22 protein-coding genes are annotated in these 21,108 nt (G+C 71.6%); 14 read left to right on the forward strand and 8 right to left on the reverse strand.

Going from position 1 to position 21,108, the window contains the following annotated elements:
• The 4 genes from G3I42_RS00275 to G3I42_RS00290 form a co-directional block, all read right to left on the reverse strand.
• Window positions 1–1,090 (reverse strand): glycoside hydrolase family 3 N-terminal domain-containing protein (locus G3I42_RS00275; protein ID WP_343244408.1); only part of this gene is annotated, 1,090 nt, incomplete at its 3' end.
• Window positions 1,087–1,962, reverse strand: a complete 876-nt coding sequence (locus tag G3I42_RS00280) for a carbohydrate ABC transporter permease (protein ID WP_164281834.1) — start codon at window positions 1,960–1,962, stop codon at window positions 1,087–1,089. The genes G3I42_RS00280 and G3I42_RS00275, both read right to left, overlap by 4 nt.
• Complete coding sequence (locus G3I42_RS00285; protein ID WP_164281835.1) at window positions 1,959–2,948, reverse strand: sugar ABC transporter permease; 990 nt, start codon at window positions 2,946–2,948, stop codon at window positions 1,959–1,961. Before G3I42_RS00285 ends, G3I42_RS00280 begins: the two co-directional genes overlap by 4 nt.
• A gap of 1 nt (window position 2,949) precedes the next feature.
• A complete protein-coding gene (locus tag G3I42_RS00290; RefSeq protein WP_164281836.1) occupies window positions 2,950–4,242 on the reverse strand; it encodes a sugar ABC transporter substrate-binding protein in 1,293 nt (430 codons plus the stop codon).
• A gap of 264 nt (window positions 4,243–4,506) precedes the next feature.
• Here G3I42_RS00290 and G3I42_RS00295 point away from each other — a divergent pair, with 264 nt between their 5' ends.
• Together G3I42_RS00295 and G3I42_RS00300 are read left to right on the forward strand one after the other, a co-directional pair.
• Window positions 4,507–5,424: a MurR/RpiR family transcriptional regulator gene (locus tag G3I42_RS00295; protein WP_164281837.1), complete on the forward strand. Its 918-nt coding sequence runs from the start codon at window positions 4,507–4,509 to the stop codon at window positions 5,422–5,424.
• A gap of 131 nt (window positions 5,425–5,555) precedes the next feature.
• Window positions 5,556–6,737, forward strand: coding sequence for an anhydro-N-acetylmuramic acid kinase (locus tag G3I42_RS00300; protein ID WP_164281838.1), 1,182 nt, complete (start codon window positions 5,556–5,558; stop codon window positions 6,735–6,737).
• Between the two features lie 25 nt (window positions 6,738–6,762).
• Here the strand turns inward: G3I42_RS00300 and G3I42_RS00305 are convergent, their stop codons facing one another.
• Window positions 6,763–7,530, reverse strand: coding sequence for an ABC transporter permease (locus G3I42_RS00305; protein WP_164281839.1), 768 nt, complete (start codon window positions 7,528–7,530; stop codon window positions 6,763–6,765).
• Complete coding sequence (locus G3I42_RS00310; RefSeq protein WP_164281840.1) at window positions 7,527–8,495, reverse strand: ABC transporter ATP-binding protein; 969 nt, start codon at window positions 8,493–8,495, stop codon at window positions 7,527–7,529. The genes G3I42_RS00305 and G3I42_RS00310 overlap by 4 nt, the downstream gene beginning before the upstream one ends.
• A 277-nt stretch (window positions 8,496–8,772) precedes the next feature.
• Here G3I42_RS00310 and G3I42_RS00315 point away from each other — a divergent pair, with 277 nt between their 5' ends.
• The 10 genes from G3I42_RS00315 (at window position 8,773) to G3I42_RS00360 (ending at window position 16,479) form a co-directional block, all read left to right on the forward strand.
• Window positions 8,773–9,549: a metalloregulator ArsR/SmtB family transcription factor gene (locus G3I42_RS00315; protein WP_164281841.1), complete on the forward strand. Its 777-nt coding sequence runs from the start codon at window positions 8,773–8,775 to the stop codon at window positions 9,547–9,549.
• On the forward strand, window positions 9,546–10,967 hold the full coding sequence (gene sufB, locus G3I42_RS00320) for a Fe-S cluster assembly protein SufB (protein WP_164281842.1): 1,422 nt from the start codon (window positions 9,546–9,548) through the stop codon (window positions 10,965–10,967). Before G3I42_RS00315 ends, sufB begins: the two co-directional genes overlap by 4 nt.
• 135 nt (window positions 10,968–11,102) lie before the next feature.
• Window positions 11,103–12,278 carry a Fe-S cluster assembly protein SufD gene (sufD, locus tag G3I42_RS00325; RefSeq protein ID WP_164281843.1) on the forward strand — a complete coding sequence of 392 codons (1,176 nt, stop codon included), beginning with the start codon at window positions 11,103–11,105 and terminating at the stop codon, window positions 12,276–12,278.
• Entirely contained in the window at window positions 12,275–12,595 is a 321-nt protein-coding gene (locus G3I42_RS00330; RefSeq protein ID WP_164281844.1) for a non-heme iron oxygenase ferredoxin subunit, read from the forward strand. Before sufD ends, G3I42_RS00330 begins: the two co-directional genes overlap by 4 nt.
• Window positions 12,596–12,602: 7 nt before the next feature.
• Window positions 12,603–13,367: a Fe-S cluster assembly ATPase SufC gene (gene sufC / locus G3I42_RS00335; protein WP_164281845.1), complete on the forward strand. Its 765-nt coding sequence runs from the start codon at window positions 12,603–12,605 to the stop codon at window positions 13,365–13,367.
• A complete protein-coding gene (locus G3I42_RS00340) occupies window positions 13,364–14,635 on the forward strand; it encodes a cysteine desulfurase (RefSeq protein WP_164281846.1) in 1,272 nt (423 codons plus the stop codon). Before sufC ends, G3I42_RS00340 begins: the two co-directional genes overlap by 4 nt.
• Window positions 14,636–14,672: 37 nt before the next feature.
• Window positions 14,673–15,161 carry a Fe-S cluster assembly sulfur transfer protein SufU gene (sufU, locus tag G3I42_RS00345; RefSeq protein ID WP_164281847.1) on the forward strand — a complete coding sequence of 163 codons (489 nt, stop codon included), beginning with the start codon at window positions 14,673–14,675 and terminating at the stop codon, window positions 15,159–15,161.
• Window positions 15,158–15,496, forward strand: coding sequence for a metal-sulfur cluster assembly factor (locus G3I42_RS00350; protein ID WP_008748606.1), 339 nt, complete (start codon window positions 15,158–15,160; stop codon window positions 15,494–15,496). Before sufU ends, G3I42_RS00350 begins: the two co-directional genes overlap by 4 nt.
• A 117-nt stretch (window positions 15,497–15,613) precedes the next feature.
• Window positions 15,614–15,934, forward strand: coding sequence for a multidrug efflux SMR transporter (locus G3I42_RS00355; RefSeq protein ID WP_164281848.1), 321 nt, complete (start codon window positions 15,614–15,616; stop codon window positions 15,932–15,934).
• Window positions 15,934–16,479 carry a TetR family transcriptional regulator gene (locus tag G3I42_RS00360; protein WP_164281849.1) on the forward strand — a complete coding sequence of 182 codons (546 nt, stop codon included), beginning with the start codon at window positions 15,934–15,936 and terminating at the stop codon, window positions 16,477–16,479. Before G3I42_RS00355 ends, G3I42_RS00360 begins: the two co-directional genes overlap by 1 nt.
• A 19-nt stretch (window positions 16,480–16,498) precedes the next feature.
• Here the strand turns inward: G3I42_RS00360 and G3I42_RS00365 are convergent, their stop codons facing one another.
• The gene (locus tag G3I42_RS00365) at window positions 16,499–17,389 is read right to left on the reverse strand and encodes a winged helix-turn-helix transcriptional regulator (RefSeq protein ID WP_164281850.1); all 891 of its coding nucleotides are present in this window, start codon (window positions 17,387–17,389) and stop codon (window positions 16,499–16,501) included.
• Between the two features lie 111 nt (window positions 17,390–17,500).
• Between G3I42_RS00365 and dapD the strand changes: the two genes are divergently transcribed.
• Both dapD and G3I42_RS00375 read left to right on the forward strand, forming a co-directional pair.
• Window positions 17,501–18,490 carry a 2,3,4,5-tetrahydropyridine-2,6-dicarboxylate N-succinyltransferase gene (gene dapD / locus G3I42_RS00370; protein WP_164281851.1) on the forward strand — a complete coding sequence of 330 codons (990 nt, stop codon included), beginning with the start codon at window positions 17,501–17,503 and terminating at the stop codon, window positions 18,488–18,490.
• A gap of 245 nt (window positions 18,491–18,735) precedes the next feature.
• Window positions 18,736–19,062 carry a hypothetical protein gene (locus G3I42_RS00375; protein WP_203606159.1) on the forward strand — a complete coding sequence of 109 codons (327 nt, stop codon included), beginning with the start codon at window positions 18,736–18,738 and terminating at the stop codon, window positions 19,060–19,062.
• A 41-nt stretch (window positions 19,063–19,103) separates the two neighbouring features.
• Here the strand turns inward: G3I42_RS00375 and G3I42_RS00380 are convergent, their stop codons facing one another.
• The gene (locus G3I42_RS00380) at window positions 19,104–20,942 is read right to left on the reverse strand and encodes an endonuclease/exonuclease/phosphatase family protein (RefSeq protein WP_164281852.1); all 1,839 of its coding nucleotides are present in this window, start codon (window positions 20,940–20,942) and stop codon (window positions 19,104–19,106) included.
• Between the last annotated feature and the right edge of the window lie 166 nt (window positions 20,943–21,108).

Below are 21,108 nucleotides of genomic sequence, written 5' to 3' on the forward strand. Positions count from 1 at the left end.
CGCTCGCCTCGTGACCGGCGGCCAGGACGGCCTCGTCCACGAGGGCGGTGCGGTGCCGGGCGCTCCACGCCGCGAGGTCCCGTACCCGCGCGGCGGCCTCCTCCAGGCGCGCGCGGGGCAGGCGTCCGTCCTCGACGGCGGCGAGAACCGCCTCCAGCGCCGTACGGAAGTCCCGCTCCCCGTCGTCGGCGTCGGCCGCGTCGCCGCCGAGCGGCAGCCCCGGGTTCCCGAGGCAGACGAGGTCGACGCCGGCCGCGAGGGTGCGCACGACGCCCTCGGCGAAGCCGACCGTGCGGCTGATGGCGCGCATGTCGATCGCGTCGGAGACGACGACACCGGTGAAGCCGAGTTCCTCGCGCAGCAGGCGCAGGACCGCCGGGCTCAGCGTCGCGGGCGCGTCGTCGAGCGCGGGGAAGACGATGTGCGCCGTCATGATCGTCTTCGCGCCCGCCGCGACGGCGGCGGCGAAGGGGACGAGTTCCCGGGCGCGCAGGGTCTCGGGGCTCACGTCGACGACCGCGAGCCCCGCGTGCGTGTCGGTCTTCGTGTCGCCGTGGCCCGGGTAGTGCTTGGCGCACGTCGCGACGCCCTCGGCCTGCGCGGCCTCGACGAAGGCGGCGACGTGCCGCCCGACGAGGTGCGGGTCGGCGCCGTAGGAGCGGACGCCGATGACCGGGTTGGCCGGGTCGGCGTTGACGTCGGCGACGGGGCCGAGGACGAGGTCGGCGCCGTACGCCCGTACCTCCTGCGCGATCGAGCGGGCGACGGCGGCGGTCAGCGCCGGGTCGTCGGCGCGCCCGAGGCTCGCGGCGCCCGCGTGCGGGGAGCCCTCGGCGACGTGCAGGCGCGTGACGGTGCCGCCCTCCTCGTCGAGCGCGACGAGCACGTCACCGGCCGCGTGGAGGCGCGCCGCGAGCGCGGCCGTCTCCGCGCGGCCCGTCACGTTGTGCCCGAACCAGCAGACCGAGCCGAGCCCCTCGCCGATCGCGGTGAGCAGCCACGCGGGCGGCCCGCTCCTCCCCGTACCGCCGAAGCCCGGCATGAGGACGGTGTGCGCGAGGCGGCGCACCGCCTGGTCGGCGTGGGTCACTTCACCGCTCCGGAGACGAGGCCGGAGGTCAGCCGGCGCTGGGCGAGCACGAAGACGACCATGACCGGGATCGTCACAAGCGTGGACGCGGCCATCAGGCCGCCCCAGTCGTTGGTGTTCTTGCCGAGGAACTGTTCCAGGCCCACGCCCACGGTCATCATGTTCTCGTCCGACATGAACGTGAGCGCGAAGGTGAACTCCTCCCACGCCATGACGAAGGCGAAGGCGCTCGTCGCGATGAGCCCCGGCGTCACGAGCGGCAGCAGCACGGAGCGGAACATCCGCCACCACGAGGCGCCGTCCACGTACGCGGCCTCCTCGACCTCGACCGGGACCGCCGCGACGAAGCCGCGCAGGTTCCAGATCGCGAACGGCAGCGAGAACGCGGTGTAGACGATCGCGAGGCCGAGGAGCGAGTTGAGCATCTTCAGGTCCTTCATCTGAAGGAACAAGGGGATGACCAGGGCCTCGGCGGGGAGCATCTGCACGACGAGGATCAGGACCATGATCGTCGTGCGCATCCGGAAGCGGAAGCGGGCCATCGCGACCGCGCCGAGCAGCGCGAGCAGGCCCGAGGCGACGACCGTGATGAGCGTGACGATCGCCGAGTTCAGCATGAACGTGCCGAAGCCGCCGTCGCCCAGGGCGTCGGTGAAGTGCGCGAAGGTGAAGTGGGTCGGGAAGAGGCTGTCGGTGCCGGAGCTCGCGCGGCCGTTGAGGGCCGTCGAGAGCATGAACCAGACGGGGAAGAGGGTGAAGACCAGCAGGGCCGCGACGGCCATGTACTTGCCGGTCTTCGCCCAGCCGCGGCGCGGGGCCTTGCGGGCACCCTGCGGCACGGCGGTCCGCGGGACGGCGAGCTGAGCGCTCATCGCAGCTCATCCTCCTTGAACAGCATCCGCAGGTACACCGCGGTGATCAGCAGCAGGACAGCGGTGAGCAGGACGGCGATCGCCGCGCCGAGCCCGTACTCGTTCTGCGTGATGGCCTTCATGTACGACCACACGCCGAGGTTCAGGATCTCCGGGTTCGTCCCGGAGCCGCCCGGCATGAGGTAGATCTGCGTGAAGACCTTGAAGTCCCAGATCGTCGAGAGGATCGTCACGACGGCGAAGGCCGGGCGCAGCACCGGGAAGGTGATGTTCCAGAAGCGCTGCCAGGCGCTCGCCCCGTCGAGCCGCCCCGCCTCGTGCAGCTCGGGCGGCACCGTGGTGAGCGCGGCGAAGAGCGTGATGGCGATGAAGGGGAAGCCGTGGTGGATGACGTTCAGCTCGGCGATCCCGTAGAACGACAGCCGCTCGGTGAACCAGTTGAAGCCGTCCGGGCCGAGGATGCCGACATCCTGGAGGACGCGCCGCACGAGCCCCGAGTCCGGGTCGAAGATCCACACCCACACGTAGGTGCCGGTCACGGCGGGCATCGCCCAGGCGACGAGCGAGGAGCCGATGACGACCGCGCGCAGCTTGGGGCCGAGGTTCTGGAGCAGCAGCGCCACGAGCGTGCCGAGGACGATCGTGCCGAGCACCGCGAAGACGGCGAAGAGGACGGTGTTGGGCAGGACCGTCTTCCACAGGTACGAACCGCCCAGCACCTCGCGGTAGTTGTCGAGCCCGACGAAACGGGGCTTGCCGGAGATGATCTCCTTGAGCCCGTACGTCTGGAAGGACAGGTACACGACCCGGATGATCGGGTAGAGCAGCAGCACCGCGATGACGAGCAGGGGCGCGGCGAGCAGCAGCCAGGGGCGCAGCCGCTTCATCAGCTGCGGCCGGCGCGGCGCGGGCGGGCGCGCGCCCGGCAGCTCCGCCACGGGGGCGGGCACTGCCGGACGCGCGCCCGGGAGGGCGACGTTCCCCACGTCACTTCTCCTGGAGCGTCTTGGTGACGGAGTCGGACGCGGTCTTCGCGGCCTTGTCGACCGAGGTGCCCGTCAGGATCGACTGGACCATCTGCGGGATGGTCTTGTTGCCCTCGACGGTGCCCCAGCCCGGGGCGCTCGGCGGGGTCTTGCCCGCCTTGAGCATCGTCTCCGCGAAAGGCTTGACGAGCGGGTCGGTGCTCTCGGCGAAGGGCTTGAGCGCCGAGTTGGTGCTCGGGAAGTAACCGGCCTGCTCGGCCCAGTCCTTGGCGAGCTTGCTCGTCGTCATCATGTTGACGAACTGCCAGGCCAGGTCCTGGTTCTTGCTCGTCTTGAGGATCGCGAGGTTGGAACCGCCCAGGACCGCCGGGTTGACGCCGCCGTCCTTGCCCGGGATCGCGAACGCGCCGATCTTGTCCTTGAGCGAGGGGTCGCCCGCGATCGCCGTCTTCGGGGTCCAGTTGCCCTGGATCACCATGGCCGACTTGCCCTTGACGAAGGAGTCGAGGACATCGGTCTCGCGCCACGTGGTGGCGCCGACGCTGGAGGACTTGTCCTTGAGCGCGAGGCCCGTGTAGAAGTCCAGGCCCGCCTTCGACTCCTTCGAGTCGATCGCGCCGGTCCACTTGCCGCCCTGCTCGGTGGCCAGCTCGCCGCCCGCGCCCCACACGAAGGGGATCGTCGCGTACGCCGCGTCGCCCGCGACGGGCAGCGGCATGAGCTTCGGCTCCTCCTTCTTGAGCGTCTTCACGGTCTGCTCCAGCTCGTCCCAGTTCTTCGGGACCGACAGCTTGTGCTTCTCGAAGACGTCCTTGCGGTAGATGACCGAGCGCACGCCCGCGTACCAGCCGACGCCGTACTGCTTGCCGTCGTACGTGGCCGATTCCTTCAGCGCGGGCACGAGGTCCTTGCCGAGCCCGGACTTGTCGAGCTTCGCCGTGACGTCGGTGAGACCGCCGGCCGCGGCGAACTCGGGGGTCCACGTCGTACCGATCTCGGACACGTCGGGGCCGTCGCCGGAGGCGAAGGCGCGGACCAGGCGGTCGTGGGCGTCGGCCCACTGGATCTCCTGGACCTTGAGGCTCGCGCCCGTGCGCTTCTTGAACTCCTTCTTCGCGGCGGCGTAGAAGGTCGAGGCGTCCGGGTTGGTGCCCTTCATGACCCACCAGGTCAGCGTCTTGCCGCCCTTCGAGTCCGAGGAGGAGCCGCCGGAACTTCCGTCGTTCCCGCAGGCGGTCAGCACCAGGGCGGAGGCGGCCAGGGCGGCGACGCCCGCCGTGCGTATGAGTCTCATCGAGGTGTGTCTCCCTTGACGCGGCGAGAGGGCGGGCTCTGGCGGAAGCCGGTGAGAGCGGGTCCGTCCCGGGCGCGGTCAAGCCCGCGAACCCGGGCGTGCCCGGGGGCTGCCCTCTCGAACGACCGCATATGAGCTGCGGTGATGCGCCAAGTATGGAGAGGGGTAACGGGCGCGTCAATAAGTAACAGTGGCTGTGATGTGAGCGTTAGTTTTTGACATGGAGGCGGTTACGCTGGCACCCACAGCCACCAGGAGGAATCCATGAGCGACCGGTCCCCGCACGCCCCTCAGGCCGCCGAGGAGGCGGGGCGGGCAGCGGACGTACTGGTACGTATCCGGGGGGCCGTGCCGACCCTCCAGCCCGCCGAACAGCGCGTCGCCGCCGCGGTCCTGGACGATCCGGCCGCCGCCGCGCGCATGTCCTCGACGAGCCTGGCGGGCCAGGCGCGCACCTCCGTCACGACGGTCATGCGCTTCTGCCGTGCCATCGGGCTGCGCAACTACCCGCAGCTGCGGATCGCGCTCGCCTCGGCCGCCGCGCGCGAGGACGTGCGCAAGAAGGACTCGCGGTGGGCGACGGAGGGGGACATCAGCGAGGAGGACTCGCTCGCCCAGGTCGTCGACAAGATCATCTACAACGAGTCGGGGACCCTGGAGGACACCAGGGCGCAGCTCGATCTCGACGTGCTCGCGCGGGCCGTGGACGCGGTGGCGGCGGCGCGGCGCGTCGACATCTTCGGGCTCGGGGCGAGCGGCTTCGTCGGGGGCGACCTCCACCAGAAACTGCACCGCATCGGGCACATGGCCTTCGTCTGGACGGACGGCCACGCGGCGCTGACCGCGAGCGCGCTGCTCGGCGCGGGGGACGTGGCGATCGGGATCTCGCACACGGGCTCCACCGTGGACACGGTGGAGCCGCTGGAGGCGGCGGGGGAGCGGGGCGCCACGACGATCGCGCTCACCAACTTCGCGAGCTCGCCGCTCGCCGAGTGCGCGGATCTCGTACTCACGACGGCGGTACGGGAGATGCCCTTCCGGTCGGGGGCGACCGCCTCGCGGATAGCGCAACTGGCGGTGGTGGACTGTCTGTTCGTGGGGGTGGCACAGAAGTCGTACGCGGAATCGACTGCCGCGTTGGCTCGGACGTACGGGGCGGTGCGGCACTTGCGGGGGCGGTGAAGCCCTTTGCGGGTGGCCCTTTTCGGGGGCTCCGCCCCCGCGCCCCGCCGCTCCTCAAACTCCCCCAGCCTTCGGCCGGGAGGGGCCCCCGGGAGGGGCTATTCAATGGGTACAGGTCGTGGGAGAAGTTGATGATTGTTGTCGGGCTCATGTCGGGGACGTCCATGGACGGGCTCGACGTCGCTGTCGCTGATCTTTCGCTCGATGCGCGGGGGACCGTGACGCTTGTGCCGGTCGCCGCCGAGGAGCATCCGTGGTCGGAGGAGATGCGGGGGCGGTTGCTCGGCGTGCTGCCTCCGGCCCGGGTCCCGCTCGCCGACGTGTGTGAGCTGGACACGCTCGTCGGGCGGGAGAGTGCCGCCGTGGTCAGCGATGTCGTGCGGCGGTACGGGGGCGACCTCGTCGGCTCGCACGGGCAGACCGTCTTCCACTGGGTGAGCCCGCAGGGGCGGGCGCTCGGCACGCTTCAGCTCGGGCAGCCCGCGTGGATCGCCGAGGAGACCGGGCTGCCGGTCGTCTCCGACATCCGCGCGCGGGACATCGCGGCCGGGGGACAGGGCGCTCCGCTCGCGAGCACGCTCGACGCGCTGTGGCTCGCCGCCGAGCCCGGGACGAAGCGGGTCGCGCTCAATCTCGGCGGCATCGCGAACGTCTCCGTGGTCGGGGCCCCGGGCGAACCGGTGACGGCCTTCGACACGGGCCCCGCGAACTGCCTGCTCGACGCCGCCGCGTCGCGCCTGAGCGCGGGCCGGCTCGCGAGCGACGTCGACGGCCGCATGGCACGCGCCGGTACGGTCCGTACGGATCTGCTCGCCCGCCTGCGCGAGGAGCCGTACTACCGGCTGCCCGCCCCGAAGTCGACCGGGCGGGAACTCTTCACGACGGAGTACGTGGCGCGACGGCTCGACGGGCTGCCCGAGGTCGCCCCCGACGACCTCATGGCGACGCTGACCGAGCTCACCGCGGTGACGGTGGCCGAGGCGGTGCGCCCGTACGCGCCCAGCGAGGTCGTCGCCTCGGGCGGCGGCGTACGCAACCCGGCCCTCCTGGACCGGCTCCGCGCGCACCTCGCGCCCGCGACGCTGACCACGAGCGACACGTACGGTCTCCCGGCGGGCGACAAGGAGGCGTACCTCATGACGCTTCTGGCCTTCCTGAGCTGGCACCAGATCCCGGGCGTCGCCCCCGGCGCCACCGGCTCCACCACCCCGCGCGTCCTCGGCCGCTTCTCCCCGGGCGCGGGCCCGCTCAGGCTCCCGGAGCCGGGGGTGGCGCCGAAGCGGCTCGTGGTCGCTCCGCCCCGTACCGCCTGAGCGCCGCCGCGCGGCGGCGGGGAACTCACTCCCAGCGGAAGAACCGTCCCGCCGCCCCCAGGCCGAGCACCGTCCACACCGCGAGGACGACCAGGTCCTTCGCCGGGAGACCGGCCCCGTGCTGGAGGACCTCGCGCAGGCCGTCCGAGAGGGCCGCGATGGGGAGGAGTTCGAGGACCGAGCGGACCGCGTCGGGGAACTTGTCGAGGGGGACGATCACGCCGCCCGCGACGAGCAGCAGGATGAAGACCAGGTTCGCCGCCGCGAGCGTCGCCTCCGCCTTCAAGGTGCCCGCCATCAGCAGGCCGAGGCCCGAGAAGGCCGCCGTGCCGAGGAGCAGGAGCAGCACGGCCCACGCCGGGTTGCCGTGCGGGGACCAGCCGAGGGCGAAGGCGATGACCGTCAGGAGCACGACCTGGAGGACCTCGGTGACCAGCACCGACAGGGTCTTCGCCGTCATGAGGGCCCAGCGCGGCAGCGGCGAGGCGCCGAGCCGCTTGAGCACCCCGTACCGGCGCTCGAAGCCCGTCGCGATCGCCTGGCCCGTGAAGGCCGTGGACATGACCGCGAGCGCGAGCACGCCCGGCGTGAGGAAGTCGACGCGCTCGCCGTCGCCCGTGTCCACGATGTCGACGGCCGAGAAGAGCACGAGGAGCAGCGCGGGGATGATCACGGTGAGCAGCAGTTGCTCCCCGTTGCGCAGGAGCATCTTCGTCTCCAGCGCCGCCTGCGCCGCGATCATCCGCCCGACGGGAGCGGCCCCGGGCCGCGGTGCGTACGTACCGGCGCTCATGCGCGCAGCTCCTTACCGGTCAGTTCGAGGAAGACGTCCTCCAGCGTGTGCCGCTCCACGGCGATGCCCTCCGGCATCACGCCGTTCTGCGCGCACCAGGAGGTGACGGTCGCGAGGAGCTGCGGGTCCACGGCGCCGCCGACGCGGTACGTGCCCGGGGCGAGCTCGGCCGCCTCGCTGCCCGGAGGCAGCGCCTTGACGAGCGAGGCCACGTCGAGTCCGGGCCGCCCCGTGAAGCGCAGCGTGTTCTCGGCGCCGCCCCGGCACAGCGCCTCGGGGCTGCCCTGCGCGACGACCTTGCCGCCGTCGACGATCGCGACCTCGTCGGCGAGCTGCTCGGCCTCCTCCATGTGGTGCGTCGTGAGGATCACCGAGACGCCGTCGGCGCGCAGCTCGCGCACCAGGTCCCAGGTCGCGTGGCGGGCCTGCGGGTCGAGCCCGGCGGTCGGCTCGTCGAGGAAGACCAGCTCGGGGCGGCCCACGACGGCCATCGCGAGCGCGAGCCGCTGCTGCTGGCCGCCGGAGAGGCGCCGGTAACTCGTCCGGCCGCACGAGCCGAGGCCGAGGCGCTCGACGAGCGCGGGCACGTCGAGCGGATCGGCGTGGAGCTTCGCCATGTGCCGCAGCATCTCCTCGGCGCGCGCGCCCGAGTAGACGCCGCCCGACTGGAGCATCACGCCGATCCGGGGCCGCAGGCGGGCCGCGTCCGCGAGCGGGTCGAGCCCGAGGACGCGCACCCGGCCCGCGTCGGGGCGCCGGTAGCCCTCGCACGTCTCGATCGTCGTGGTCTTGCCCGCTCCGTTGGGCCCGAGGACGGCGGTGATGCCGGGGGCCGCGACGAGGTCGAGCCCGGCCACGGCGGTCTTCGGCCCGTACCGCTTCACCAGTCCCTCGACCTGGAGGACGGGGGCTGCCGGGCCGGGTTCCGACGACGGGCGGGGGATGCCCGCCTGGTCACTGCGCATGGGCGAAGTCTAGAAAGCCGCCGGGCGGGAGCGGCTCGCGGGGCCACGCCCGAGCGAAACGGGCAAAGCGGGTGCGGCGTGATCGATTCGTGCCCGAGGGGGCCTTAGTGGTGGCAAGGGGACGGGTCGCGACGGCATACCCTTGCTGAGCTGCGCTTTCCTCTCCGCCCGGGTCTCGTACGCGCGCCTGATTAGGTCACCCTAAGTGACCGAGGCCACCATGAGCCCCTGACCAGCTCGCTTGTCCGGGCCCGAGGAATTACGCAACAATGGCGTTGTGAAATACCAGGGTGAGGTCTCCGAGGCCACGACCGGTGAGCGCTCCACGCGCAACCGTGTCGTGCGCTCGATCCTGCACCACGGCCCCTCCACCGTCGCCGAGCTGGCCGAACGCCTCGGGCTCACCCAGGCCGCCGTCCGCCGGCACCTCGACGCCCTCCTCGCCGACACCGTCGTCGAGGCCCGCGCCCGCAGGGTCTACGGGGCCCGCGGCCGGGGCCGCCCCGCCAAGGTCTTCGCACTCACCGACTGCGGCCGCGACGCGCTCGACCAGTCCTACGACCAGCTCGCCGCCGAGGCGCTGCGCTTCATCGCCGCGCAGGGCGGCGAGAGCGCCGTCGCCGCCTTCGCCCGCTCCCGTATCGAGGCCCAGTGCGAGGGGTACCGGGACGAGATCGAGGCCGCCGAGCCCGCCGAGCGGGCCCAGGTCCTCGCCAGGGCGCTGAGCGCCGACGGGTACGCTGCCACGGCGCGCGAGGCGCCCGGCCAGGGCCAGGGCGAGCAGCTCTGCCAGCACCACTGCCCGGTGGCGCACGTCGCGGAGCAGTTCCCGCAGCTGTGCGAGGCGGAGACCGAGTACTTCTCGCAGCTCCTCGGCACGCACGTGCAGCGGCTCGCCACCATCGCCCACGGGGACGGGGTCTGCACGACCTTCATCCCGCGCGGCAAGGCGCCACCACCCGGACCCGGGGAGCCCCCGCTCCCCGCGCGGTCCGAGGACACCACCACGACCACCCACACATCAGCAAGCACGGCCGGGAGGAACCCCGCATGACTCTCCCCACGGAGACTGCCCACCCCGAACTGGAGGGCCTGGGTACGTACGAGTACGGCTGGGCCGACTCCGACGTCGCGGGCGCGAGTGCCCGGCGTGGCCTGAACGAGGACGTCGTCCGGGACATCTCCGCGAAGAAGAACGAGCCGGAGTGGATGACCAAGCTCCGCCTCAAGGGCCTGAAGCTCTTCGAGAAGAAGCCCATGCCGAACTGGGGCTCCGACCTCTCCGGCATCGACTTCGACAACATCAAGTACTTCGTGCGCTCCACGGAGAAGCAGGCGGAGTCCTGGGAGGACCTGCCCGAGGACATCAAGAACACGTACGACAAGCTCGGCATCCCCGAGGCGGAGAAGCAGCGCCTCGTCGCGGGCGTCGCGGCCCAGTACGAGTCCGAGGTCGTCTACCACCAGATCCGCGAGGACCTGGAGGAGCAGGGCGTCATCTTCCTCGACACCGACACCGCGCTCAAGGAGCACCCGGAGCTCTTCAAGGAGTACTTCGGGACCGTCATCCCCGTCGGTGACAACAAGTTCGCCTCGCTCAACTCGGCCGTGTGGTCGGGCGGCTCCTTCATCTACGTGCCGAAGGGCGTGCACGTCGAGATCCCGCTCCAGGCCTACTTCCGGATCAACACCGAGAACATGGGCCAGTTCGAGCGGACGCTGATCATCGTCGACGAGGACGCCTACGTCCACTACGTCGAGGGCTGCACCGCGCCGATCTACAAGTCGGACTCGCTGCACTCCGCGGTCGTCGAGATCATCGTGAAGAAGGGCGCCCGCTGCCGCTACACGACGATCCAGAACTGGTCGAACAACGTCTACAACCTCGTCACCAAGCGTGCCGTGGCCTACGAGGGCGCGACCATGGAGTGGGTCGACGGCAACATCGGCTCCAAGGTCACGATGAAGTACCCGGCCGTCTACCTCATGGGCGAGCACGCCAAGGGCGAGACGCTGTCCATCGCCTTCGCGGGCGAGGGCCAGCACCAGGACGCGGGCGCCAAGATGGTCCACATGGCCCCGAACACCTCCTCGAACATCGTCTCGAAGTCGGTGGCGCGCGGCGGTGGCCGCACCTCCTACCGCGGGCTCATCGAGGTCGGCGAGGGCGCCCAGGGCGCGAAGTCGAACGTGCTGTGCGACGCGCTGCTCGTCGACACCATCTCGCGCTCGGACACCTACCCCTACGTGGACGTCCGCGAGGACGACGTGTCCATGGGCCACGAGGCGACCGTCTCCAAGGTCTCCGACGACCAGCTCTTCTACCTCATGAGCCGCGGCCTCACCGAGTTCGAGGCCATGGCGATGATCGTGCGCGGCTTCGTCGAGCCGATCGCCAAGGAGCTGCCCATGGAGTACGCGCTCGAACTCAACCGGCTGATCGAGCTCCAGATGGAGGGCGCGGTCGGCTGACGCCGGCCCTCGTCCGGGGCGCGGTACGGGGTACGGGCCCGCGGGTCACGTACCGTCCGCCCGGCCCCGTACCGTCCCGGACCCCTTCTACGTACCCCCATCCCCTGACCGCAGGAAGAGAGCACAACGACAGCCATGGCTGACAGCATTCCGGTGGGTTCCACCACCGCCGGCCAGATCGCGGTGGCCGCGGAGTCGACCGTCGCCACCCGGATGAGCGCCCCGCCGTCCTTCGACGTGGCCGACTTCCCCGTGCCGCACGGCCGCGAGGAGGAGTGGCGCTTCACGCCGCTCGCGCGGCTGCGCGGCCTCCACGACGGCAGCGCGAAGGCGGACGGCCGCGTGGAGATCGAGGTGAGCCTGCCCGCCGGGGTCACCCAGGAGACCGTGGACCGCGAGGACCCGCGCGTCGGCAAGGGCGGCACCCCCGTCGACCGCGTGGCCGCGCAGGCGTTCAGCGCCTTCGAGAAGGCCAACGTCATCACGGTCCCCAAGGAGGCGCGCCCCGCCGAGCCGATCCGGATCGCGGTACGCGGCCACGGCGGCGTCGCCTACGGGCACCAGGTCATCGAGCTGGGCGCCTTCGCCGAGGCCGTCGTCGTGCTCGACCACACCGGGGACGCGGTCCTCGCCGCCAACGTCGACTACCTCCTCGGCGACGGGGCGAAGCTCACGGTCGTCTCCGTGCAGGACTGGGGCTCCGAGACCGTCCACGTCGGCCAGCACAACGCGCTGATCGGCCGCGACGCCTCCTTCAAGTCCGTCGTCGTCACCTTCGGCGGCGACCTCGTGCGCCTGCACCCCCGCGTGAGCTACACCGCCCCCGGCGGCGAGGCCGAACTCCTCGGCCTGTACTTCACCGACCAGGGCCAGCACCACGAGCACCGCCTCTTCGTCGACCACAACGCCCCGCACTGCACCTCGAACGTGAGCTACAAGGGCGCGCTCCAGGGCGAGGGCGCGCACGCCGTGTGGATCGGCGACGTCCTCATCGAGGCCGCCGCCGAGGGCACCGACACCTACGAGATGAACCGCAACCTCGTCCTCACCGACGGGGCCCGCGTCGACTCGGTGCCGAACCTGGAGATCGAGACCGGCGAGATCGTCGGCGCCGGGCACGCCTCGACGACCGGCCGCTTCGACGACGAGCAGCTCTTCTACCTCATGGCCCGCGGCATCGCCGAGGAGGACGCCCGCCGCCTCGTCGTGCGCGGCTTCTTCGCCGAGCTGGTCCAGAAGATCGGCCTGCCCGACGTCGAGGAACGCCTCCTCGCGAAGATCGGCGAGGAGCTGGAAGGAGCGGTCGGATGAGCCTCTTCCAGCGCGCCTGCGGCCTCGCCGAACTCGACGAGGACACCCCCAAGCGCGTCGAGATCGACGGCACCCCCGTCGCCGTCGTCCGCACCGAGGGCGAGGTGTTCGCGATCAACGACATCTGCTCGCACGCGAACGTCTCGCTCTCCGAGGGCGAGGTCGAGGACTGCCAGATCGAGTGCTGGCTGCACGGCTCGGCCTTCGACCTGCGCACCGGGAAGCCCTCCGGGCTGCCCGCGACGCGACCCGTCCCCGTATACCCCGTACAGATCGATGGGGACGACGTGCTCGTCTCCCTCTCCCAGGAGTCCTGAAGCACCCATGGCTACGCTTGAAATCCGCGACCTGCACGTCACCGTCGAGGCGGACAACGCCACGAAGGAAATCCTCAAGGGCGTCGACCTGACCGTGAAGCAGGGCGAGACGCACGCCATCATGGGCCCCAACGGCTCCGGCAAGTCCACGCTCGCCTACTCGCTCGCCGGTCACCCCAAGTACACGATCACGGGCGGCACCGTGACGCTCGACGGCGAGGACGTCCTCGACATGACCGTCGACGAGCGCGCCCGCGCCGGCGTCTTCCTCGCCATGCAGTACCCGGTCGAGGTCCCCGGCGTCTCCGTCTCCAACTTCCTGCGCACCTCGGCGACCGCCGTGCGCGGCGAGGCCCCCAAGCTGCGCACCTGGGTGAAGGAGGTCAAGGAGGCCATGCAGCGCCTCCAGATGGACCCCGCCTTCGCCGAGCGCAACGTCAACGAGGGCTTCTCCGGCGGTGAGAAGAAGCGCCACGAGATCCTCCAGCTCGAACTGCTCAAGCCGAGGATCGCGATCCTCGACGAGACCGACTCCGGGCTCGACGTCGACGCGCTGCGCATCGTCTCCGAGGGCGTCAACCGCGTCCGCGAGTCCGGCGAGGTCGGCACCCTGCTGATCACGCACTACACGCGCATCCTGCGCTACATCAAGCCCGACTTCGTCCACGTCTTCGTCAACGGCAAGGTCGCCGAGTCCGGCGGCCCCGAGCTGGCCGACAAGCTGGAGAACGAGGGCTACGAGTCCTACGTGAAGGGTGGCGTATCCGCGTGAGCGACGCCCATCAGGGGCTGACCGGTCTGCTCGACACCGAGGCGATCCGCAAGGACTTCCCGATCCTCCACCGCCGGGTGCACGACGGCAAGGCCCTCGTGTACCTCGACAACGCGGCCACCTCGCAGACGCCGCGCCAGGTCATCGACACCCTCAGCGCGTACTACGAGCAGTACAACGCCAACGTCCACCGCGGCGTGCACGTGCTCGCCGAGGAGGCCACGGCGCTCTACGAGGGCGCGCGGGACAAGGTCGCGGAGTTCGTCAACGCGCCGAGCCGCGACGAGGTGATCTTCACCAAGAACGCCTCGGAGTCGCTCAACCTCGTCGCGAACATGCTCGGCTGGGCCGACGAGCCCTACCGCGTCGACCGCGAGACCGAGATCGTCATCACGGAGATGGAGCACCACTCCAACATCGTGCCGTGGCAGCTGCTCGCGCAGCGCACGGGCGCGAAGCTCAAGTGGTTCGGTCTCGATCCCGCCGACGGCACCCTCGACCTGTCGAACATCGAGGAGGTCATCACCGAGAAGACGAAGATCGTCTCCTTCGTGCTCGTCTCCAACATCCTCGGCACGCACAACCCGGTCGAGCAGATCGTGCGCCGCGCCCACGAGGTCGGCGCGCTCGTGCTCATCGACGCCTCGCAGGCCGCGCCGCACATGCCGCTCGACGTGCAGGCGCTCCAGGCGGACTTCGTCGCCTTCACCGGGCACAAGATGTGCGGCCCGACCGGGATCGGCGTGCTGTGGGGGAGGCAGGAACTCCTGGAGGACCTGCCTCCCTTCCTCGGCGGCGGCGAGATGATCGAGACGGTCTCGATGCACTCGTCGACGTACGCGCCGGCGCCCCACAAGTTCGAGGCGGGCACCCCGCCGATCGCGCAGGCCGTCGGGCTCGGCGCGGCGGTGGACTACCTCACCTCGATCGGCATGGAGAAGATCGCCGCGCACGAGAAGGCGATCACCGAGTACGCGGTGCGGCGCCTCATGGAGGTCCCCGACCTGCGCATCATCGGCCCCACCACGGCCGAGGAGCGCGGCTCCGCGATCTCTTTCACGCTCGGTGACATCCACCCGCACGACGTGGGCCAGGTGCTCGACGAGCAGGGGATCGCGGTCCGGGTCGGCCACCACTGCGCCCGGCCGGTGTGCCTCAGGTACGGAATTCCCGCGACCACGCGCGCGTCTTTCTATCTGTACTCCACGCCCGCCGAGGTCGACGCCCTGGTGGACGGCCTGGAGCACGTGCGCAACTTCTTCGCGTGACGTCGCTTCGGATGAGGGACGAGAGGGACGAGAGCCGGTGAAGCTGGATTCGATGTACCAGGACGTCATCCTGGACCACTACAAGCACCCGCACGGGCGGGGCCTGCGTCCGGGCGACGCGGAGGTGCACCACGTCAACCCGACGTGCGGCGACGAGATCACGCTGCGCGTGAGGTACGAGGGCTCCCGGATCGCCGACGTGAGCTACGAGGGCCAGGGCTGCTCCATCAGCCAGGCCAGCGCCTCCGTCCTCAACGACCTCCTGGTCGGCAAGGACGTCGAGGAGGCGCAGCGCATTCAGGGCACCTTCCTGGAGCTGATGCAGTCCAAGGGGAAGATCGAGCCCGACGACGCGATGGAGGAGGTGCTGGAGGACGCGGTGGCCTTCGCCGGGGTCTCCAAGTACCCCGCGCGCGTCAAGTGCGCGCTCCTGAGCTGGATGGCCTGGAAGGACGCGACCGCGCAGGCGCTGGGCGACACCGAGGCGCCCGCGTCCGCTGAGCCCGTTGAGAGGAAGACGGCATGAGCGAGAACGAGACGGCGACGCTGAGCCCCGCCTCCGAGGAGGAGGTCCGCGAGGCCCTCATGGACGTCGTCGACCCCGAGCTGGGGATCGATGTCGTCAACCTGGGCCTCATCTACGGGCTGCACATCGACGAGTCCAACGTCGCCACCGTGGACATGACGCTGACCTCGGCGGCCTGCCCGCTCACCGACGTCATCGAGGACCAGGCCAGGTCCGCGACCGAGGGCATCGTGAGCGAGCTGCGCATCAACTGGGTGTGGATGCCGCCGTGGGGCCCGGACAAGATCACGGACGACGGGCGCGAGCAGCTGCGCGCGCTGGGCTTCAACGTCTGAGCCGAACCCGAGCCGTACGTGTCACCGAAGGGCCCCCGCCGCGCGCGGGGGCCCTTTCGCATGCGGTCCCGGAGGGCGTATGTACACCCGTACACAGCGATGCGTACCCTCGTACACATGGGATACCTGCTGCTGACCGGCGCGATCCTCTCCGAGGTCACCGCCACCACCGCCATGAAGTACAGCGAGGGCTTCACCCGGCTGTGGCCCTCGCTGCTGACCGCGGGCGGCTACGTCGTCTGCTTCGCCCTGCTCGCGCAGGCCCTCAAGACCCTCCAGGTCGGCACCGCCTACGCGATCTGGGCCGGGGCGGGCACCGCGCTGATCGCGCTCATCGGCATGATGTTCCTCGGCGAGTCCGTCACCCTCGTACGGCTCGCGGGCATAGCCCTCGTCATCGGCGGGGTCGTCCTGCTCAACCTGGGAGGAGCTCACTGATGACAGCCGCGCGACGCTACGACCCCGACCGCCGCCAGCGGATCATCGACGCGGCGATCCGCGTCGTCGGCCGCTCCGGGATCGCCGGGCTCTCGCACCGCACGGCCGCCGCCGAGGCCGACGTCCCGCTCGGCTCGACCACGTACCACTTCGCGACGCTCGACGACCTGCTCGTGGCCGCGCTGCGCCAGGCCAACGAGAACTTCGCCCGGCTCGTGCGGGAGCGCGGCGCCCTCGACGCGCCGCCCGCGCGGCTCGCCGCCGCGCTCGCCGGGGCGATGGGCGCCTGGCTCGCCGCCGACCGCGCGCACGCCGAGCTGGAGTACGAGCTGTACCTCGCCGCCGTGCGCAAGCCGGTGCTGCGCCCGGTCGCCGCCGAGTGGAGCCGCGCCCTGGAAGAACCTCTCGCCGCGCGCACCGACCCGCCGACGGCCCGTGCCGTCGTGGCACTCATGGACGGTCTGTGCCTCCAGGTGCTGCTGACCGACAGCCCCTACGACGCGGAGTACGCGCGGGAGATGCTGGGGCGCGTGCTGGGGGAGTGACGCCCGGGCCGCTCCGCGCTCAGCCCTTCGCCCGCTCCCGGACCGCCGCGAGTGCCGCGCCCACGCTCGCCACTACGTCGGGGACGGGGTACCAGACCTCGCGGACGACGCGCTCCCTGTCCACGAGCAGGGTGAGGCGCTTGAGGCGGCGGGTGCCCGCGGTGCTGAAGACCGGCAGGCGCAGCGCGGCGGCGAGTTCGCCCGCCGCGTCCGACAGGAGCGGGAAGGGGAGGCGTTCCTTGGCCGCGAAGGCGCGCTGCTCGTCGGGGCGTTGCGTCGAGACGCCCCGTACCGCCGTGTCCCGCGCCGCGAAGGCCGGCCACTCCTCGCGGTACGTGCACGATTCGAGCGTGCAGCCGCGCGCGCCCGGGATCTCCGCCCAGCCCGGCGGGTACGCGGCGGGGTCGGCGAAGGCCGCCGGGAAGAAGTAGAGGACCGTGAACTCCGCGTCGTCCGCGACCGGATCGCGCGGCGTGCCCGTCGCGTCGGGCAGCAGCAGCCGGGGCAGCACCGCCCCGCGCAGCCCGTGCACGCGCTCCGCCTCGCGCGACTCCTCGTCCGCCGTCGCCATCGTCTCCCCCTCGCCGAGCACCCACGTGTCGCCCCAGTCCTGGAGCGCGAGCAGGACGGGCAGCAGCGCGCGCCCGCGCGGTGTGAGCCGGTAGTCGTGGCGCGGCGGGTGCTCCTGGTACGGGACCTTCTCAAGCACCCCCGCGCCGGTCAGCAGCCGCAGCCGTTCGGCGAGCACCTTGCGCGAGAGGCCGAGGCCCGCGCGCAGGTCCTCGAAGCGGTGCGCGCCGCGTGCCACGTCCCGCACCAGCAGCAGCGTCCACGCGTCGCCCACGACGCCGAGCGCCTGCGCCATCGCGCAGTTCTCGTCCTCGGGACCGCCCCGTACCGGCACGCGCACTCACCCACCCACCTGCTGAGTTCCTTTGGGGAACGTACCACGTGGGCCGGGGGACCCGCGCGCCGTGAGACCGGTTGGCCTCGTGGGCGGCCCGACCGTTAGGTTGCCCTCATGACCGACACGACTGCTCCTCGCGCCACCGGCGCCGTCGCCACCGGGCTCGCGACCCTCGCGAGCGACGGTTCCGTACTCGACACCTGGTTCCCGGCGCCCGAACTGGGCGCGGACCCGGGCCCGGCGGGCACCGAGCGTCTCGACGCCGCGCGCGCCGCCGCCCTCCTCGGCCAGGACGTGGCCGGGGCGCTCGGCGCGGACCAACTGCGCGACACGACGACCGTCGCCGTCCGCACGGTCATCTCCTCGCTCGACGACAAGCCGCTCGACACGCACGACGTCTACCTGCGGCTCCACCTGCTCTCGCACCGCCTCGTCCAGCCGCACGGCCTGAACCTCGACGGCATGTTCGGCCTGCTCCCGAACGTCGCGTGGACCTCGCTGGGCCCGGTCGCCGTGCCCGAGCTGGAGGCCGTGCGGCTGCGGGCCCGCGTGGCGGGCAGGCACCTCGCGGTGACCTCGGTGGACAAGTTCCCGCGCATGACCGACTACGTGGCACCCGCCGGGGTCCGGATCGGCGACGCGGACCGGGTCCGCCTCGGCGCGCACCTCGCCGCGGGCACGACCGTCATGCACGAGGGCTTCGTCAACTTCAACGCGGGCACGCTCGGCACCTCGATGGTCGAGGGCCGCATCTCGGCGGGCGTCGTCATCGGCGACGGCTCCGACATCGGCGGCGGCGCCTCCACGATGGGCACCCTCTCCGGCGGCGGCAACGTCCGCATCACGGTCGGCGAGCAGTGCCTCATCGGCGCCGAGGCGGGCATCGGCATCGCGCTCGGCGACCACTGCGTCGTCGAGGCGGGCCTCTACCTGACCGCCGGGACGCGCGTGACCCTCCCGGACGGCGAGATCGTCAAGGCCCGCGAGCTCTCCGGCTCCTCGCACATCCTCTTCCGCCGCAACTCGGTCACGGGCGCGGTCGAGGCCCGCCCGAACAACGCGGTGTGGGGCGGGCTCAACGACATCCTGCACGCGCACAACTGACGCCTCCCGCTCCGCCGCCGCTCACGGGAATTCCCCCGGGGCGGCGGTGTCGTGTGCGGGCGGCGGTGGTGCGGGGGGCGCCCGCGTGCGCCGGGAGGAGCGGCTGGACGCGGGGTACGCGGCTGGACGCGGCGTAAGCGGCTGGACGGGGAGTGCGGCTCGACGCGGGGCGTGCGGCCCGACGCGGGCGCCCTGGGTGCGCGGTTCGCCGCACGCGCGGGGGCCGGGCGGGGCAGCATGGCGCCATGACAGGAAACGCGCGCTTCTCGATCGCCTCCGAGGACTCGTTCCTCTCCCTCGCCTCGAAGGGTTCCGTGCTCTCGATCGGCTCCGTCGGCTCGGTGTTGTCGATCGGCTCGGTGGGCTCCGTGCTCTCGGCCGGGTCCGTGGGCTCGGCGCTCAGCGGGCTGTCGTTCGGTTCCGCGCTCTCGGCCTGCTCGGGGCTCTCGCTGCTCTCGGTGGGGTCCTTCGGCTCGCTGCGGTCGAACGGGACCGTGTTCGGTCGGCCGGCGGTCGCCGCGGTCGCCGCGCTCGCGGTGGCCGGGTTCCTGGCCGTGCGGGCGCGGCGGTGACATGAGGGGGTACGGGGCGCGCCCCGTACCCCCTCGGCCCGTCACGGCCGGAAACGCAGCAACTGGGGGTCGTGGTCGCTGTTCTGCTGGGCGAACTCGGCGTTGATGTGGACGCTGTCATAGGTGAAGGACGTGACGCCCTTGCTCACCAGGATCTGGTCCAGGACCTGGCTGTTGCCCTGGTAGACGTAGGTGTAGCGCTCGTCGGCCGGGAGCTGCTCGATGCCGGAGCGCAGGACGTTGCCCTTCGTCAGGGTCTTCGTCGTGTCGGAGAACTCGAAGTCGTTGAGGTCGCCGAGGACGACGACGCGGGCCTTCTTGTCGAGCGCCGTCAGCTGGCGGACGAAGCCGTTGACCGAAGCGGCCTGCGCGTGGCGCTGCGTCTCGGAACTGCGCACGGGCGGCTGCCGCTCCGCCGTCAGGGGCTGGTCGCCGCCCTTGGAGTTGAAGTGGTTGGCGACGACGAAGACCGTCTCGCCGCGGAAGACGAACTCGCCCGCGAGCGGCTTGCGGCTGTCCTGCCACGCCGGGTTCGCCGGGTCCACGCGGCCCGGCGAGGCCGCGAGCGCCGGGGCCCCGTCGCGCTCCACGACGGCCGTCGCCGTCGTCGCGTCGCCGCCCGAGCGGTCCGTGAAGGAGACGCGGCCGGGGTTGTAGAGGAAGACCTGCCGGATGTTGCCGCCGGGCTCGCCGCCGTCCTTGTCGTTCTCCGGGTCGATGCCGCGCCAGGCGTAGCGCGGGCCGCCCGCCGCCACGATCGCGTCGGTGAACTTCTTCAGCGTCTGCTCCGCCGAGACGGTCCCGTCGTCCTTCGCGCCGTTGTCGTCCTGCACCTCCTCGATCGAGACGATGTCGGGCGAGGCGAGGTGCGTGACGACGCCGTCGGCGAGCGCGTCGAACTTCTCCTGCGGGTCGGTGGGGTCGAGGTTCTCGACGTTGTACGTGGCGACGGACAGCTCGTCGTCCGCGCCCGGCTCCGCCGACTCCCGTACGAGGCCGCCGTCCTCGGCCTTCCCGATCGTCGTGGCCGCGATGGTGTAGCCGCCGTACTGGTTGAAGTCCATCGGGCCCTCGGTCGGGCCCGCGAGGGTGTCGCCGACGTTCGCGACGGGGAAGGGCTGCTGGGCGACGGGCGCGAGCTGCTGGATCTGGAGGCGCCCGCCGTTCTGCGCGTCGTAGCCGCCGTACAGCGTGCCGCCGCGCTCCGTGGTGTGCTCCCGCGGCTTCACCGTGACCCACAGCTCGCTGTACGGGTCGGTCGCGCCGACGACGCGCGAGGTGCCGATGCGGACGTTCATGCCCTCCAGGGACTCGTAGTAGTCCGTGGCGAACTTCGTGGGGCGCAGCTTGAGGCCGTTGACGTAGCCGTTGTCGCTCGCCCTGCCCTTCGGCGTGAAGGCGTCGGGGACGGTGCCCGCCGAGATCACGACGGGGGCGGGGACCTCGTTGCCCGAGGAGACGACGGTGACGGTGGGCTTCTCGATCTCGGTGACGGCCTGGTTGCCCGAGGCGGCGCCGCCCGGCACGTACTCGACGACATCGCCGTCCACCCGTACCGCGTCGCCGACCGCGACCTTCGGCGCCGAGGAGGTGAAGACGAAGACGCCCTCGCTCGTCGCCGGGTTGTTGTCCGGCTTCGTCTCCTGGAACCAGAAGCCGCGCGAGCCGTACCCGCGCACGCCGGTCACGACGCCGCTCACGCCGGTGACGTGCCGGCCCGTGTACGGCGAGACGCGGGTCGTGCCCTGGATGGTGTGGATGCTCGGGCCGTCGGCCGGCGCGGCCGACGCGGGGGCGGTGAGCAGCATGCCGGCCGCCAGCGCGGTCGCGGTGGCGGAGGCCACGGTGAGCGCCGTGCGGCGGCGGGAGGGAACGGGCATGGGGCGCGACTCCAGGTCTGGGAGCGGCCTTCGGGCGAAGGCCGGGGCGGATGCGTACCGCGGGTTCTACGCGCGTCAATCTCCGTCCTGGGGCAGGGAGTTGTCAAGGTCGCCCCGGTGGCGCGCGGGCGAAGCGGAGGTGAAGGGTGGGGGGCGCGTGCGGGGG

It is taken from the genome of Streptomyces sp. SID11385, from assembly GCF_010548245.1.
GTDB lineage: Bacteria > Actinomycetota > Actinomycetes > Streptomycetales > Streptomycetaceae > Streptomyces.